Annotated in this window: 13 protein-coding genes; 10 read left to right on the top strand and 3 right to left on the bottom strand. The window is 66.5% G+C overall.

Translation table 11 applies throughout. The features are described 5' to 3' along the window. The first annotated feature begins 465 nt into the window (after positions 1 to 465). The 7 genes from ABFX36_RS02190 to ABFX36_RS02220 are packed head-to-tail and all read left to right on the top strand — an operon-like array spanning position 466 to position 7523. Positions 466 to 1581, top strand: coding sequence for a DnaJ domain-containing protein (locus tag ABFX36_RS02190; RefSeq protein ID WP_006896713.1), 1116 nt, complete (start codon positions 466 to 468; stop codon positions 1579 to 1581). 42 nt (positions 1582 to 1623) lie between these two features. Further along, complete coding sequence (locus tag ABFX36_RS02195) at positions 1624 to 3144, top strand: Hsp70 family protein (RefSeq protein ID WP_346074763.1); 1521 nt, start codon at positions 1624 to 1626, stop codon at positions 3142 to 3144. 11 nt (positions 3145 to 3155) lie between these two features. Further along, positions 3156 to 3635 carry a nucleotide exchange factor GrpE gene (locus ABFX36_RS02200; RefSeq protein WP_006896711.1) on the top strand — a complete coding sequence of 160 codons (480 nt, stop codon included), beginning with the start codon at positions 3156 to 3158 and terminating at the stop codon, positions 3633 to 3635. Then, positions 3628 to 6360: an FtsK/SpoIIIE domain-containing protein gene (locus tag ABFX36_RS02205; protein WP_346074764.1), complete on the top strand. Its 2733-nt coding sequence runs from the start codon at positions 3628 to 3630 to the stop codon at positions 6358 to 6360. Before ABFX36_RS02200 ends, ABFX36_RS02205 begins: the two co-directional genes overlap by 8 nt. Then, positions 6357 to 6974 (top strand): hypothetical protein, encoded by a 618-nt coding sequence (locus ABFX36_RS02210; RefSeq protein ID WP_222110762.1) that lies wholly within the window; start codon positions 6357 to 6359, stop codon positions 6972 to 6974. Before ABFX36_RS02205 ends, ABFX36_RS02210 begins: the two co-directional genes overlap by 4 nt. Before the next feature lie 16 nt (positions 6975 to 6990). Then, positions 6991 to 7251 (top strand): hypothetical protein, encoded by a 261-nt coding sequence (locus ABFX36_RS02215; RefSeq protein WP_006896708.1) that lies wholly within the window; start codon positions 6991 to 6993, stop codon positions 7249 to 7251. Next, positions 7251 to 7523, top strand: a complete 273-nt coding sequence (locus tag ABFX36_RS02220) for a hypothetical protein (RefSeq protein WP_006896707.1) — start codon at positions 7251 to 7253, stop codon at positions 7521 to 7523. Before ABFX36_RS02215 ends, ABFX36_RS02220 begins: the two co-directional genes overlap by 1 nt. A 229-nt stretch (positions 7524 to 7752) precedes the next feature. On the opposite strand, the gene ABFX36_RS02225 is transcribed toward ABFX36_RS02220, so the two are convergent. Together ABFX36_RS02225 and ABFX36_RS02230 are read right to left on the bottom strand one after the other, a co-directional pair. Continuing rightward, positions 7753 to 8847 (bottom strand): inositol-3-phosphate synthase, encoded by a 1095-nt coding sequence (locus ABFX36_RS02225; protein WP_006896706.1) that lies wholly within the window; start codon positions 8845 to 8847, stop codon positions 7753 to 7755. Next, a complete protein-coding gene (locus tag ABFX36_RS02230; RefSeq protein ID WP_006896705.1) occupies positions 8840 to 9493 on the bottom strand; it encodes a PadR family transcriptional regulator in 654 nt (217 codons plus the stop codon). Before ABFX36_RS02230 ends, ABFX36_RS02225 begins: the two co-directional genes overlap by 8 nt. Before the next feature lie 149 nt (positions 9494 to 9642). On the opposite strand from ABFX36_RS02230, the gene ABFX36_RS02235 reads away from it, so the two are divergent. From ABFX36_RS02235 to ABFX36_RS02245, 3 genes are all read left to right on the top strand, one after another. Continuing rightward, complete coding sequence (locus ABFX36_RS02235; RefSeq protein ID WP_006896704.1) at positions 9643 to 10035, top strand: DUF5318 family protein; 393 nt, start codon at positions 9643 to 9645, stop codon at positions 10033 to 10035. An 89-nt stretch (positions 10036 to 10124) separates the two neighbouring features. Further along, a complete protein-coding gene (locus ABFX36_RS02240) occupies positions 10125 to 12383 on the top strand; it encodes a transglycosylase domain-containing protein (RefSeq protein ID WP_006896703.1) in 2259 nt (752 codons plus the stop codon). Further along, on the top strand, positions 12383 to 13891 hold the full coding sequence (locus ABFX36_RS02245; protein WP_346074765.1) for a glycosyltransferase family 87 protein: 1509 nt from the start codon (positions 12383 to 12385) through the stop codon (positions 13889 to 13891). Before ABFX36_RS02240 ends, ABFX36_RS02245 begins: the two co-directional genes overlap by 1 nt. On the opposite strand, the gene ABFX36_RS02250 is transcribed toward ABFX36_RS02245, so the two are convergent. Next, a complete protein-coding gene (locus ABFX36_RS02250; protein ID WP_346074766.1) occupies positions 13877 to 15880 on the bottom strand; it encodes a GNAT family N-acetyltransferase in 2004 nt (667 codons plus the stop codon). The genes ABFX36_RS02245 and ABFX36_RS02250 overlap by 15 nt on opposite strands. Positions 15881 to 15995 lie beyond the last annotated feature (115 nt).

A 15995-nucleotide genomic window follows, 5' to 3' on the forward strand; every position in this document is an offset into this window, starting at 1 on the left:
CAAAGAGGCTAATGTGAACGACCGGAGCGTGCATCAGTGCAAGAACTTGCCGCGCTGTTCGGTTGCGTCCAAGAGCTGACGACCATGGCAGAGACTGGATCATCGTCGCGGTCAGGCGATTTCACGGAACCGCACAGATGCCGGAGTTGCAGCCGAGCTTTCTGGGGTAAGCGGTCGTGGAACCGGGTCACGGTGAACTGTCCGCACTGCGGCGCGGGGAACTGACGAATCGGAAGAATGGGCGGGTGTCGACCGAATGGTCGACACCCGCCCATTTTGCCTGGCAGTTGGATTGAACGTCTGACCCCAGAAATGGGACACGCGGTTCGGTCCACCAGAAACGGTTACTCGCAATGGACGACTGACACGGTCTGGGATGGCCGAATACCATCGACCGCGTATCTGATTTACCGGATTCTCCATGCGAACCGGAAGTCGTATCTCGAATTTGAGGAGAATTTCCTGATGGCAGTCAGTGTTGACTTCTATGCCGTGCTCGAGATCGCGCGCGATGCCGACGATGACACCATCAATGCGGCTTTGAAATCGAAACTGCGGTTGTGGCGCAAAGCGACGAACTCTCCGGACCTCAGTACTCGGCAGGAGGCGGAGACGTGGATGGCGCGGCTTCGTGAGGCCAGCGACACGCTGCTCGATCCGCAGCGCCGCGCGGCCTATGACCGCGAACTGCAGACCGCCGGCGTCGCGCAGCCGCAGACGCAGCAGGCGGCGGGCGAGGGCACGGACTGGGTGGCTCGGGCGCGGGAGGAGCTCGGCCGAGGCGATTACCACTCTGCGGCGTACTCGGCTCGCGAGGCCACTCACTCGATCGGCAACAGCGCGGAGTCGTGGGGTCTCCGCTCTCGCGCCAATGCCGGTCTGGGAAACCTTCAGGACGCTCTGTACGAGGCACGCCAGGCGACCACCATCGAGGCCAACAACCCGGAGTACCACTTCCAGCTGGGCATGATCTTCGAGAAGTTGGCGCAGTTCCAGGATGCGATCAACGCATACCAAGTGTCGATGCAGCTGGATCCTTCCGCGCCGCAGTACATGGTGGCGGTCGCCAACGTCATGTCCGACAACGGGCAGCTCGACGATGCGCTCGACTTCATCCGGCAGCACCTGCAGCGCTTCCAGGGCGCGCAGATCGTCTTCGACTACTACGCAACCCTCCTCGCACTCAAGGCGGAGAGCATCCCGCGATACAACGGGCGCGGTCAGTACATGATCACGTCGAAGTCCGAGATCGAGCAGATGCGACCGTTGATCGCCGAGGCGATGGCGCACAACCGAGATCCGGAGATGGCGAAGGAACTGGACAAGATCAGCCGCTTCCTCGATACCAGCGAGGAGCAGGTCTTCAGCGTCCCCGGCGACGGATGGGGTCAGAAGGCGCTGATCCTCGCCTCCCCGATCCTGTGCATCGTCATCGGCGCGATCATCGGCCTCACGGTGATCGGTGTGCTCCTCGCTGTCGCGGCCGGTGCGGGCATCTACTTCACCTGCTGGGTGCCGCGATACAAGGCCAACGACCGTGACGACCTGCGCAAGGGCTACCTGCAGGGATACATCGGCTGACCTGGCCGGCTGGGTACCGACTGCGACGAAAGGTTCATGGACATGGGTAGAGCCGTTGGAATCGACCTCGGGACGACGTACTCCGCGGTGGCAGCCATCGAGGCTGGGGCGCCGGAGGTGATCCGGAACGACGACGGCGACTACACGACGCCGTCGGTGCTGTACTTCGACGGCGAGGAGGTCTCCCTCGGCGTCTGCGCTGAGAACATGCGGGCGAAGGCGGAAGGCGATGTGGCGTCGCTCATAAAGCGCCAGATGGGCAACACCGACTTCGTCTTCGTTCCGGACAGCAACGACAACGAGTACCGCGCGGAGGACCTGTCCGCTCTGATCCTCACCAAGTTGGTCGCCAGCGCCGAGAACGTCCTGGGCGAGGAGATCACCGACGTGGTCATCACGGTGCCCGCGTACTTCGAGGACGAACACCGCAACGCGACGCGGACGGCCGCGGAGATCGCCGGCCTCACCGTGCTGCAGTTGATCAACGAGCCGACCGCAGCGGCTCTGAGCTTCGGAGTCGGTTCGGGATTCTCCGGAACCCTCCTCGTCTACGACCTCGGCGGCGGCACTTTCGACGTCACGGTGCTGCGCTGCCAGAACAATGACTTCACCGTCCTGGCCTCGCTCGGCGACCGCAACCTCGGTGGTTTCGACTTCAACAACGCCCTGTTCGGTGTGGTGAACGAGAAGTTCAAGGAGCAGACCGGTCAGCCGATTCCCACCAACCAGTATCTGCAGGTCATGGATGCCGTCGAAGACACCAAGCGCCGGTTGTCGCAGGCGGAGAAGGCGACCGTCTTCATCTCGACCCTGGGTCAGAACGTGAAAGTTCAGGTGACACGGCAGGAGTTCGAGTCGGCGGCGTCGTTCCTGCTCAAGACGACGGAGTTCCTGGTCGACGAATCGGTCGAGACGGCGGGGGTCTCGTACTCGGCGATCGACAAGGTCCTTCTGGTCGGCGGATCCACTCGTATGCCGATGGTCCAGAATCTGGTGGAACGGTTGACCGGTCAGACTCCGGACAAGTCGGTCCACCCGGATCAGGCGGTGGCGCTCGGTGCGGCGATCGTCGCCGACAAGGTGTCGGCGGACAGGGCCGGAGCGGCGCCGGACATGCCGGCCGGTGGCAGCATCGACTTCTCAGATGTCATCTCGCAAGGTGTCGGGGTGCTGGCGCTCAACGCCGCCTCACAGCTTGCCTACACCCAGTTGATCCCGCCGCAGACGTCCATTCCGGCTCAGGCGGAGCATGATTTCGGCCTACCCGTCGAGAATCAGCAGGAGATCAGGCTGCAGATCGTGTCGCATGACGTCGACGGGGTGCTTGAAGCGCAGGTCAAGAGTCTCGGTGAGAGCATGCTGAAGGTTCCGCCGGGCCGTGCAGCGGGCAGTGGCGTGCGGGTGATCTTCTCGGCGGACATCGACGGGATCATTCACGTCCAGGTCATCGATCTGACCGAAGGGATCAACCTCGGCGAGATGGAAGTGAAGCGTCCCGGCGAGATGGATCCCAAGCGGATGGCGCAAGCGCGCGAGCTGGTCGCGTCCGCGCAGTTCACATGATCGGAGAACCGGTGGATCAGACGCTCGCCGATGTCTCGAAGCGGCTCGACGACCTCACGGAGCTCTTCCGGAGACGGCTCCTCAACGACAACCGTGGCCAGGAGTTGCTCGGGGAGCTGCGGGCCAAGTCGGCGCTCGACGAGACCCTGCTGGTAGGGCGAGTGCTCCGGCCCGTCGCCACCCGGCTGATGAATGTCATCGACCGTGTCGACAACTGGGACGGTGAGGCGGACCCGCTCGCAGAGTCCGTTCGAGACGAGGTGATCCAGATCCTGGAGGACTTCGGGGTCGAGCAGATCGGCGTCGACGGAGATGTCGACCCGCGGAGGCATCGCATCGAGTCGGTCGTTGTCGCCGACGCCCCCGAAGGCGCTATCACCGGACGCACCGTCCGCGGTTTCGAACTGGACGGTCGCGTGCTGCGCCCGGCGGGCGTGGTCGTGGCTGCGGGACCGAGGGCTCCTGGACAGAACGGCGCGGCGGATGACTAGTGGCGGTACCGGCCGTGACGATCAGCAGGACGCTCGTCGCCGCCTCACCGACGCGATGGCCGCGACGATGGCCGAGGCCGGCGGCCTCACAGCCGAAGCCGGCAGGCTCCTCGGGGAGATCGACATCGCGCTGTCGATCACGCGGACAACGCTCGACGACGAGCTGGCGGCGCAGCGGCGTCGACTCCGGCGCGAGAAGGAAGAGGCGGAGGCGCAGCTGCAGGCTGATGCCGTGCGGCGGACGCGGGCTGTTGGGGCGGCGCTGCGGGCCGCAGCCGAGGAACTCGCGCCCGGTGCGGCCGGTGCCGGATGGGCTGCGCGGGCGCTGAGCGTGCCGCAGCCGGCGCGGGCGGTACCGTCGGCGGTCCGGGTCGGCACCCTCCCGGGTGGTGCGCCGGCGCTTCTTCCATTGATCGGCGTCTCCGGGTGGGTCGTCGGTGGCAGCGGTGCCGAGCAGTTGATCGCGGACACCGTGCTCAGACTGGCGCTGTCGGCGCCGCCGGAGTCCCTGCGGGTCTCGGTGTTCGATCCCATGCTCCGTGGGATCCTCGGCTTCACGTCGTTGTTCCGCGACACCGATCCGATCGGGTACCCGCCCGCGATCCAGACCGAGGACGGGTTGCGGAAGCTGTTGTCCGGGCTCATCGACAGAATCGGCCGGGCCGCGGAGTCGATGAGTACGGCGGGTGCGGCCGATCATCGGGACCTGCCGCTGTCGCAGGCGGGGCGTCTCGAACTCGCGGTCCTGCTCGACGCACCGAGCGGAGTCACCGAGACCGCCGCTGACGATCTCAATAGGATCGTCGAATCGGCGGCCGGGCGCGGGGTGTTTCTGCTGATCGCGAGCCCGGGGTACGTCGATGGCCCGATCCGCGTGAGTGATCGGGCACAGGTCGACGTCGACCGCGGGCTGGTCCGGGTCGACGCGGCCGGCGAGATCCGGTCGGATTCGTTCGCGGCGGTGCCCGGATTGACGGTTCGGGCTGATCCGTCGCCCACCCCAGCGGCGCGGAACAACTTGATCCACGCGAGGGCCGAAGCGATCGAGGCCGCGGCGCAGGGGACGATGACCTTGGAGGCGGTCCTCGCCGAGATCGATGCCGGATGGTCCGATCGCGGCGACGACGGGCTATCGGGCATCTTCGCGAGAATGCCCGGCGGACTCGGCGGCCTGGAACTCCGGAGTGCGAATCCGCCCGCGCCGAACGCGCTCATCGGCGGCGCCGTCGGCACGGGAAAGTCGAACCTGCTGCTCTGCTTGATCTACGGTCTCGCGAGCCGGTACTCGCCGCGGGAGGTTCGTTTTCACCTGTTGGATTTCAAAGAGGGCGTCGAGTTCGCGCGGCTCGCACCGATCGGCGACGAGACCTGGTTGCCGCACGTCGACTCCCTCGGCCTGGAGAGCGATCGAGCGTACGGAGTGGCAGTTTTGGAGCATCTCGCCTCCGAGTTCGACCGCAGGGCGGACGCTTTCAAGTCCGCGGGCGCGTCTTCGCTCGCGGACTATCGGGCGCTGACAGGTCGGGACATGCCGCGGCTGGTGTTGGTGGCCGACGAGTTTCAGGTGCTCTTCGAACCGGACGATGATGTCGCGCAACGAGCGGTGCAGCTGATCGAACACCTCGCTCGGAAGGGCCGCGCCTACGGGGTCCACCTGGTGCTCGCATCGCAGACGTTGTCTGGTATCCAAGCGCTCGCGCTCAAGCGTGACGCCATCTTCGGTCAGTTCCACAACCGGATCTCGCTGCGGAACACCGAACACGAGTCGGAGACGATCCTCGGTGCGGGGAACCTCGCCGCGGGAGATCTGCACGGGCGTGGTCAGGCGGTGTTCAACGATGATCTCGGACATCTGGCGGCCAATCGGATCGGTTCGGTGGTGTGGGCCGATCCCGCCTACCTGGACCGGCTGCAGACGGAACTGTTCAGCCGGGCGATGGCGGATGGCTTCACTCCCCGGCGTCCCAGCACCTTCGTGAGTTCCGCCTACGCCGAGTGGATCCCAGCTGACGATCGAGAGATCGCCACGGTCGGAGTCCCGATCAGCGTCGGTGGAACCGCGCAGGGATTCTCGCTGAAGCGCGGCCGACTCGGCAACGTCGCGCTGATCGGCGACGACCTCGACCGCACCAGGGCGGTGCTGTCGTCGATCCACGCATCCATTCGCGCGTCCGATCTCGCCTCCGCGCAGTGGACCGTCATCGACAGCTCGGGCGTTGGGCTCGATGACGTCGGTCCGTGGGCGAACGAAGCGGGAATCCAGCGGATCTCAGCGGAAGAGGCGGATAGCTTCCTGCGTACCCTGACAGCGCGGACGGCGGTGCCGAGCAGCCGCATCGAGCGGGTGATCATCCTCGACGACCCCGACGACATCGCGTCGCTGGTCGATTCAGACGAATACCCGCGTCCGATCGAGGCGGTGGAGCGCTTCATCAAGCGATCGATTGCCTGCGGCATGCTCTTCGTGATCAGGTTCCGCTCGATGAGCTCATACGACGCGAGGACGGCGGGCGAACTTCGCGACGGCTTCCGGACGATCGTCCTGACCGAACCCGGATCGCAGACCGACCTGCTGGCGCCGGGCACCGGGCGCATGGACTTCAGCGGACCGCGCGTCGTCGTCGTCGACAGGAGCAGCGGTCGGCAGGATCTGTTGGTTCCGTTCGATCCGGCTGCGTTGCCGCAGAACGGTATCGAGAAGACGGAGGTGAGCATCCCGATATGACGGGCACGGCATGGGACCGGTATCTGGGGGCGGTGAACGATCTCGCGGCGATCGACGGAGAGCTGATCGACGAGCGGCGGAGGTCGGATCACCTCTTCCAGGAACGGGAACGGAACGTGGCGGTCGAGGCTGCAGACCGCGAACAGTGCCTTGCCGGGCTCGACGGGCGCCGCGACGCACTGTCCGAGCAGCTGGATGCGGCGGCGCGGACGATCGGGCTCGATCGGGTGCCGGCCGCGGCCGTTCCACAGCAGGCCAGACACGCGCACGTGGTGCTGGCCGACCTCGAACTCGTCGTCGGCCGCCTCCAGAAGCACGCGTCGGTCGTGGAGGGGTACGAGCGCGCGAAGAAGCGAATCGCGCGAGACGAGACCGACCGGGCGGCGCGACGTGAAGAACTCACGGCGAAACAGGCCGAGCGCGAGCGAAAGCTCGCCGAGGCACGGGAACGTGCGGTCGACGAGCGCAGACGGCACGAGCCGACCCGCGTGGCGAAGCCGGTGGCCACCGATCCGCTGCCCGCACCGCCGGCACCGAGCCGTACGGGTGCGATCGTGGCGGGCGCGGTCGGGACGCTCATCGTTCTCATCATCGTGCTGGTCCTGATCCTTTAGAGACGATGGAGGCTTCATGAGTGAAGTACAGGCTGAACGACAGGCGGTCATGCAGGCGGTTTCGACGTTGCAGCAGTTAGAACGGCTGATTCGCAGCCAGCACGGGGAAGTCCGGAACCTGTCGAGCGAGGTCCGCAGGGTCGCCGGTTCGACCTCGACCAAGGCCGACGACCGGATGGTCAATGCTCTGCAGGCCAGTTCGGTGAGCCTGGATGCATTGCAGCAGCGCATCGCCGCTGCGATGCGGCAGGCCGAAGACATCGCCAGGAGGCTCTGATGTCGAAACACGAGGAACTCACCCGCCAGGTGAAACAGCTGGCACGGAAGTCGGAGGACGCGAATCGGCAGGCCGCCGGTCTGAAGCAGTCCCTGAACCGCAACATCAGACAGGTTCATGCGGTCCTCGGCCGCGGCGGTTCTGGGCCGATCGGACAACTCTCGTACGCGCTCGATCAGGCGAACCAGGACATCGACAGGCTGTCAGTGAACCTGCACAACACCAAGAAGGCCGCCGAAGAGTTTGCGCGGCACCTCGAATCGCTGAACTGAGGGGCGAGATTCACGTCGCGAAGCCATCTCCGCACGCCGCGGATCCGGGATCCTGTCCGCTCCTTCACGATCGCCGCAGTCCAGACCGGACAAGTCCGCGCAGGTCGCACATAGACCCCAGAGGAAGGAATCGAACACCGTCACCGTAGTACCCGACGGCCCGGAAGACGACGAAGGCCCGGCACTCCGAGGGGGAGTGCCGGGCCTTCGATTCGTCAGTACCGACGTCCTACTCGGCGCCGATGATGAACGCCTCGAGCTGCGCGCGCGCCTTGTCGTCGGCGATCTGCTCGGGCGGGCTCTTCATCAGGTAGGCCGAGGCCGGGAGGATCGGGCCGCCGAGGCCGCGGTCCTTGGCGATCTTGGCGGCACGGACGGCGTCGATGATGATGCCTGCCGAGTTGGGGGAGTCCCAGACCTCGAGCTTGTACTCCAGGTTCAGCGGCACGTCGCCGAAGGCACGGCCCTCGAGACGGACGTAGGCCCACTTGCGGTCGTCGAGCCACTGGACGTAGTCCGACGGGCCGATGTGCACGTTCTTGTCGTAGACCTTGCCGGCGAGCGGGCCGTCGAGGATCGAGGTGACGGCCTGCGTCTTGCTGACCTTCTTCGACTCCAGACGCTCACGCTCGAGCATGTTCTTGAAGTCCATGTTGCCGCCGACGTTCAGCTGGTAGGTGCGGTCGAGCTCCACACCGCGATCCTCGAACAGCTTCGCCATGACGCGGTGGGTGATGGTCGCGCCGACCTGGCTCTTGATGTCGTCGCCGACGATCGGGACGCCCGCGGCGCGGAACTTCTCGGCCCACTCGGGGTCGGAGGCGATGAACACGGGCAGGGCGTTGACGAAGGCCACGCCGGCGTCGATGGCGCACTGAGCGTAGAACTTGTCGGCCTGCTCGGAACCGACCGGCAGGTAGCTGACCAGGACGTCGACGTCGTTGTCCTTGAGGGCCTTCACGATGTCGACGCCTTCGCCGTCGGCCTCGGTGATGGTCTCGCGGTAGTACTTGCCGAGACCGTCGAGGGTGTGGCCGCGCTGGACGGTCACGTTCAACGGCGGGACGTCGGCGATCTTGATGGTGTTGTTCTCGCTGTTGACGATCGCCTCGGAGAGGTCGAAGCCGACCTTCTTGGCGTCGACGTCGAAAGCGGCGACGAACTCGACGTCACGGACGTGGTAATCGCCGAACTTGACGTGCATCAGACCGGGGACGGTCGCGTTCTCATCGGCGTCGCGGTAGTACTGAACGCCCTGAACCAAGGATGAGGCGCAGTTACCCACGCCAACGATGGCCACGCGCACTTTGTTGGTTTCACCCATGGTCGGGATCTCCTTCTTGTTGCAGCGGTACGGCGGAATGCTGTGCCGCCGAGTTCTTTCCTACTTCGTCCTGCGTCGTCGTCTCCGACGACGAGGAACGAAAATCCGGGGTGCCGACAGACCCGGAGGCCTCGTCGGCGATCAATTTGTTGAGCCACTGGACCTCGCGCTCGGAGGTCTCCAGGCTGAGCTCGTGCATCTGGCGCGTGTAGTGATCGTTCGAGCGCGTCGCACGGCCGAGCAGATCGCGCAGACCCTCGCGGCGTTCCTCGACCTGCCTGCGGCGGCCCTCGAGGATGCGCATGCGAGCCACCGCGGGCGTCCTGCTGAAGAAGGCCAGGTGCACACCGAAGCCGTCGTCGGTGTAGTTCTGCGGGCCGGTGTCCGCGACCAACTCGGTGAAGCGCGACTCGCCCGCCGGAGTGAGCCGGTACACGCGGCGTGCCCGGCGGACCTTGGTTCCCGTGGAGGTCTCGGGCTCGTCTTCGGCGATCAGCCCGTCGGCCTGCATGCGGCGCAGGGTCGGATACAGCGAGCCGTACGAGAACGCGCGGAACGCGCCGAGCAGCCCGGTGAGCCGCTTGCGCAGTTCGTACCCGTGCATGGGCGATTCGAGCAGCAGGCCGAGAATCGCCATTTCGAGCATGACTCGGCCCCCTTTCGATGCGTTATCGCGCCTTGATGCAGCATCTAATGTATCGCATCGATATAACTCGCAGTGAAGTTGCGAGTACGGCAGCGGCTTGATCTGCATCACAGGGCAGTCGTGGCGGGCTCGCGTCTAGGCTTGGGAACGTGCACCGGCAGATCGTGGACTACGCACTCGCGCGACGCGAGTGCCTAGCGCGTGTGCGGACGGGCCGCACGGCTCTGTCCCAGGTGTGCGACGCCGACCCCTACCTCTTGCGGGCGGCCAAGTTCCACGGAAAGCCGACCGACGAGGTCTGTCCCGTGTGCCGGAAAGAGCAGGTCACGGTGGTGTCCTGGGTGTTCGGAGAGCACCTCGGACACATCCACGGCTCGGCTCGTTCGGCGGGCGAGATCGAGGCCCTCGACGGGAGCGCCGGCGCCTTCACGGTTCACGTCGTCGAAGTCTGCCGAACCTGCCGGTGGAACTATCTCGTGCAGTCGTACGTTGCCGGATTGCCCGAGGGCGCCGGTCGACGGCGTCGCCGGGTCGCCAAGTGATGTGACCGGAGTTGGCGCAGCCGCAGCCATACGTCACAGTTGAGAGTGTTAGTTTCGTCCGCGCAACAGCGCAGAGAAGTGGGTGAGCGATGACCAGCGGTAAAGGTGCTGCGACGTCGGAGAAATCGACGGCGGTGAAGGCCACGGCGTGGACGCTGGGCATTCTTGCCGGAGCAGTGCCGCTGGTCGCCGTCTTCCTGGTGGTGGCCTTCCTGTTCACCTACTTGACGGTGGACGTGCCGTCGCCGGGCGACATCAAGCAGAACCAGGTCGCCACCATCACCGACAGCAAGGGCGGGACGATCGCCAAGATCGTGCCACCCGAGGGCAACCGGACCGACGTCAAGTACGAGGACATCCCGCAGTCCATGGTCGACGCGGTGAAGGCCGCCGAGGACCGAGACTTCGACTCGAACGCGGGTTTCTCGACCTCCGGCTTCACCCGGGCCGTGCTGGGCAAGGCCTTCGGCAAGTCCGGTGCGGGCGGCGGCTCCACCATCACCCAGCAGTACGTGAAGAACGCGATCGTCGGTGACGAGGTCAGCTACAAGCGCAAGTTCAAAGAACTCGCGATCGCCACCAAGATGTCCCGCCAGTGGTCCAAGGAAGAGATCATGGCGGCGTATCTGAACACCATCTACTTCGGCCGCGGCGCCTACGGCGTCGACGCCGCCGCGCGCGCGTACTTCAACAAGCCGCTCAAGAAACTCACCCCGTCGGAGTCGGCGCTGCTCGCGGGCATCATCCGCGGTCCGTCGATCTACGATCCCGCGGTGAACCCGGATCTGGCGGTCAGCCGCTGGAACTACGTGCTCGACGGCATGGTCTCGATCGGCGCACTCAGCAAGTCTGACCGCGACGCGCAGAAGTTCCCGAAGGTCGCGAAGGTCAAGGACCAGACGGCCGAGGCCAACGAAGGACCCAACGGCCTGATCAAGCGGCAGGTGCTGGCCGAACTCGAGAAGCTCGGCATCACCGAGCAGCAGGTGCAGACCTCCGGTCTGAAGATCACCACCTCGATCGATCCGAAGGTGCAGAAGGCGCTGGTCTCCGCCGCGCGCAACAAGCTCGACGGCGAGCCGAAGAACCTGCGCACCGCGTCGGTGTCCATCGATCCCGCGACCGGCGGCATCCAGGGCTACTACGGCGGCGAGGACGGACAGGGCTGGGACTACGCCTCGGCCGGCCTGCAGACCGGTTCGATCTTCAAGGTCTTCGCGCTGGTCGCGGCCCTGGAGCAGGACATCCCGCTCTCGAAGTACTACAGCTCGGCGCCGTACGAGGCGCCCGGCGGCCTGGTGGTCCAGAACTCCGACGGCGAGAGCTGCGGCAGCTGCAACCTGGCCACCGCGCTGAAGATGTCGCTGAACACCGTCTACTACCGGCTCATGATGGACCTGAACGGTCAGGCCGACGCGGTCGCCGACACGGCGCACCGGCTCGGCATCGCCGAGAGCTTCGGCGACATCCAGCACACCCTGCAGGAGAAGAACGGCCACAGTGAAGGCGGCGTGGTCCTGGGCCAGTACCCGTCCCGCGTGCTCGACATGGCCTCGGCCTACGCGACGCTCGCCGCGTCGGGCATCCACCGCGACCCGTTCTTCGTCCAGAAGGTCGAGACCTCGACCGGCGACGTGCTCTTCGAACGCCAGAAGGACAAGGGCAAGCGCGTGGTCTCGGAGGCCGTCGCGGACAACGTGACCTCGGCGATGATGCCGATCGCGGCCTACTCCAACGGCAACTCGCTGTACGACTCGACCTACGGGCCGCGGCCGTCGGCGGCCAAGACCGGTACCGCCCAGCTCGGCGACACGGGATACAACAAGGACGCGTGGATGGCCGGCTACACGCCGCAGCTGTCGACGGCCACCTGGGTCGGCACGGACAAGGGCGCGCCGCTGCGCAACTACTCCGGATCGTCGATCTACGGCAGCGGACTGCCCGCTCAGATCTGGAAGGCCTCGATGGACGCCGCCCTGGAGGGCGAGCCGATCGAGCAGTTCCCGACCCCCGAGGCGGTCGGCGGACAGGCGGGCGTCCCGTATGAGCCGCCGCCCACCACCTACACCCCGACCGAGACTCAGACCACCCGCGAGCGTCCTCGACTTCCGCGTCTGCCCGGGCAGAACGAGAACGGCGACGTGGTGATCGCTCCGGGCGTCACGATCCCGATCGGCGGCGGTGACGATGAGTCGCCCACCCAGGAGCCGGGCACCGGCGGTGACGACGGAACCGGAACAGGTCCGGGCAACGGAACCGGCAACGGCAACGGGACCGCGAACAACAATCGCGGCCGCAATCCGACCGATCAGCAACTCGCTCCAGCAGCACCGGTGCCCGCGACGTAGTGACGCAGCAGCCGACGTGGGACTCGCCGGAACCGCTCGCAGATGATCTGCGGGTGGAGACCGAGCGTGTGGTGCCGTCGTGGTCGAGCCCCCAGTTGGCGGCGGCCAGCGACTCGATCGGCGGGCCTGTCGGACTGCACGCCGCCGTCGGTCGCAGTCGGACCTGGACGCCGGTGCGGGTGGTCCTCCTGCTCGCCCTGGTGGGGCTGTCGATCAGCTGGTTCGGCAAAGCCGGCTGCATCCAGCAGGCGCCCGTCCAGGACGCACCCGGTCAGGTGCGTCTGAACTGGGACAACCAGCGGCAGTTCGTCGGCCTGTGCTACTCCGATCTGGTCGCGTCGTACGAGCAGGACAAGCTGACTCCCGCCGACCTGGCCAAGGGCGCCTTCCCGTACCGCACCCACTGGACGCAGAGCGACGGCGACGGCGCCCAGACCAAGGCTTATCTCGCCGAGCCGGCGCTGACTGGGCTGTTCATGTACGTCAGCGCCCAGGCCGCGCGGGGCTGGGGCCTGTTGGCCGACACCCTGGGGCTGCCGAAGACGCTCGACGTGGTGAACTACTTCAACATCAGCGCTGTGCTGCTGTCGCTGTTCTGGCTGCTCGCGGTGTGGGCCACGATGATGACCGACCGCCGCCGACTGTGGCTCGGCGCGCTGATGGCGCTCTCGCCCCTGCTGTTCTTCCACGCCTTCACCTCGACCGACGTCATCGCCATCGCGATGGTCGCCGTGGCGATGCTGTGCTGGACGCGCGGCCGCCCCGGCTGTACGGGTGTCTTCGCCGGCCTCGGCGCGGCCGCGGCGGTGTATCCGCTTCTGCTTCTGCCCGCGATCGCGGTCCTGTGCGTCCGGCAGCGAGAGCTCCGCAGGCTGGCGGTCGTCGTCGGAGCGGCGGCGGCGAGTTGGCTGGCGATCAATCTGCCGCTGATGATCCTGTACCCGACGGGATGGAGCCAGGCTTTCCGTGTCTGGCGCGACCGCGGCGTGGAACCGGACACCCTGTACCGCCTGATATCGATGGCGACCGGATGGAACCCGTCGACGGCCCTGCTCAACGGCATCGTCCTGCTGCTGCTGATCGCCGTGGTCGCCGCCGTCGCATACATCGGGCTGCGCGCGAGCGGCGAACCGACCCTGGCGCAGCTGATGTTCCTGCTGGTGGCCGGCTTCCTGCTGTTCGGAAAGGAATGGACACCGCAGTCGTCGCTGTGGCTGGTCCCGCTCGCCGTGCTGGCGGTCCCGTACCCGAGCGCGGTGCTGGCGTGGATGACCTTCGACGCGCTCGTCTGGATTCCGCGGATGGGCCTGTTCCTGGACCCGAGCCGCAAATGGCTTCCGCCGGACGTCTTCTACGCCGTCAACACGCTTCGCGGTGCGGTTCTGGTCGGCTTGTGCGCGGTGGTCGTGTGGCAGCTGCTCCGCGTCGACGACGACGAACCCTCATCGTCCCGGCTGATGCGTTCGCCGGTCGCAGGCGAAGCCGCGACCGGGTCACCGAGCGTCTGATCGAGCTCCGAGCCGCGCCGCGAGCAGATCCCGCGAGGCCGGCCAGTCGTCGTCGACGATCGCGAACTGGGCGGTGGTCCGCCATCCGCCGCAGAATCGGCGGTGCTTTCCCAGCTCGCCCTCCGGAACCGCGCCGAGTCTGGTGATCGCGGCGCGCGAACGGGCGTTCTCGGCGTGGGTGTGCCACACGATCCGCACCGCGTCGCACACGGTGAACGCGTACTCGCAGAGCAGGAGTTTGGCCGCCGGATTGACCGCGGTTCCCATCGCCGCGGGGCCGTAATAGGTGTAGCCGATCGCGAGGGACCGGTTCGCGGAGTCGACGTCGTAGAAGCTCGTGGTGCCGACGAGCCGTCCCTGCGCGTCGAGGACGGCGAACGGTATGCGCCGCGGATCCGAGAGCGCCGCGGTGATCCAGGCCGCGGCAGCTGCCGTGTCGCGCGGCAGGTCGCCGGTCCATTTGTACAGTTCGGGATCGCCGGCAACCCTGCCGAGCGCTTCGGCGTCCGCGGGCACGAGCGGTCGAAGGGTCACGTGCCGGTTGGCCAGCGTCGGCGCGCCGAGCCAGCTGCGGGCGCCGGCCGCATCGGCGACGGCGAGTCGGGTGAGCGGTCCCTTCGGCGGCACACCGCCGGTCAGATACGAGGCGAGCGGCTCGCGGGGCCGGGCTCTGACGAACACGAAGATGAGCGCCACGAGCAGGACGGCGTGGGTCCAGACGCCGAAGTTGACTCCGGCGAGGACCCAGGCGCGTGTGGTCGCCGAGTAGTTCATCAGGAGGTGGAAGATCGTCAGATCGAGGGCCGCGTCGGCCACCAGGTACAGCGCGATCAGCCACCAGCGGACCCGCTGCAGCACGAAGAACGGGAGGATCCAGAGGGTGTACTGCGGCGAGTGAACCTTGTGGAAGACCATGAATCCGGCGAGCATCGCGGCGCTGACGCCCAGCCACGGGAACACGCCGTCGCGCCGATAGACGCGCCACCCGAGCCAGCAGGCGAGGGCGAACGAGCCGATGATCAGCAGGGGTGACGCGACGTCGACGATGCTGTTGTAGGTCGAGGTCTCACCGCCGGTCAGGAAACGCAGCCCCCAGTACCAGATCGAGTTGGTGGAGAGATTCGCCTCGCGCTTGCTCTGGAAGTCGATTGCGGCCTTCCATCCCTCGTAGCCGGCGATCATGAACGGGACCTGCGTCACCGCGACCGTCACCACGGCCGACAGCGCCACATAGGCCGCACCGGCCCAGTCGAGCCCCCGCGGCCTGCGATCGGTCTTCTCTCCACGGGTGAGGACGTAGAGCATCAACGGCAGAACGAAGAGTCCGGGATAGATCTTCAGGGAGAACCCCACCCCGAGCGGGATCGCCGCCACGATCGCTGTGGTCCGCACCGACCAGCGTCGCAGGCCGGTCGCGGGATCCGCGGAGCCGCCCCAGGCCATGACGGCCACACCGGCTACCGCGGCGCAGACCACCGGGAGTTCCCAGTTGTGCAGGGCGTAGAGCATCAGCGGCGGGGTCGCGGCCCAGAGCAGCACCCACCAGCGCGTCATCAGCGCCAGGAGGATCGTCGTGATGAAGGCGAAGGGCAACAGAATGACGAGGCTGTGCCAGAGGAACTCGCGGTCGGTGTGGGCGCCGAGCGAACTGAACCACATGATCAGTCCCGACAGCACCGGGTACTCGACGACGCCGCCGAACAGTTCGCCGCTCGGCGTGATCCCGCCGTGGATGTACGGGAAGACGTGGTCGGCCAGGCCGCGGCCGTGCCACATCGTCATCAGATCCGAGTAGCAGGGGACGACGTCGTACGGGCTGCCGTAGAGCCATTCGCGTTTGGCGCCCGACGTCGGGGTGGTGCAGCGCACCTTCGTCGCATAAGAGGCCGCGGCCGACGCGGCGGTGAACAGCATCGCGGTCACGAGGATCACGGCGGTCTCACCGAAGTGAAGCCGCTTGGCGGCGAAGGCATTGCGGGCCGATGGCATGCGATGAGCCTAGTGCAGCCCGGTGACGTCCGCCGGTGCGGCCCGGCGGTGATTTCGCAGGTCAGTCCGCTCTCATGTATCTTTGACAGGTTGCCGACGCAGGCGACCCTCCTGC

The sequence above is a fragment of the Gordonia cholesterolivorans genome (assembly GCF_039531975.1).
Taxonomy (GTDB): Bacteria; Actinomycetota; Actinomycetes; order Mycobacteriales; family Mycobacteriaceae; genus Gordonia; species Gordonia sihwensis.

Coding starts and splice junctions, on each gene's coding strand:
- ABFX36_RS02190 (WP_006896713.1), top strand. CDS start 466: ATGGCAGTCAGTGTTGACTTCTATGCCGTGCTCGAGATCGCGCGCGAT.
- ABFX36_RS02195 (WP_346074763.1), top strand. CDS start 1,624: ATGGGTAGAGCCGTTGGAATCGACCTCGGGACGACGTACTCCGCGGTG.
- ABFX36_RS02205 (WP_346074764.1), top strand. CDS start 3,628: ATGACTAGTGGCGGTACCGGCCGTGACGATCAGCAGGACGCTCGTCGC.
- ABFX36_RS02210 (WP_222110762.1), top strand. CDS start 6,357: ATGACGGGCACGGCATGGGACCGGTATCTGGGGGCGGTGAACGATCTC.
- ABFX36_RS02215 (WP_006896708.1), top strand. CDS start 6,991: ATGAGTGAAGTACAGGCTGAACGACAGGCGGTCATGCAGGCGGTTTCG.
- ABFX36_RS02220 (WP_006896707.1), top strand. CDS start 7,251: ATGTCGAAACACGAGGAACTCACCCGCCAGGTGAAACAGCTGGCACGG.
- ABFX36_RS02225 (WP_006896706.1), bottom strand. CDS start 8,847: ATGGGTGAAACCAACAAAGTGCGCGTGGCCATCGTTGGCGTGGGTAAC.
- ABFX36_RS02230 (WP_006896705.1), bottom strand. CDS start 9,493: ATGCTCGAAATGGCGATTCTCGGCCTGCTGCTCGAATCGCCCATGCAC.
- ABFX36_RS02240 (WP_006896703.1), top strand. CDS start 10,125: ATGACCAGCGGTAAAGGTGCTGCGACGTCGGAGAAATCGACGGCGGTG.
- ABFX36_RS02250 (WP_346074766.1), bottom strand. CDS start 15,880: ATGCCATCGGCCCGCAATGCCTTCGCCGCCAAGCGGCTTCACTTCGGT.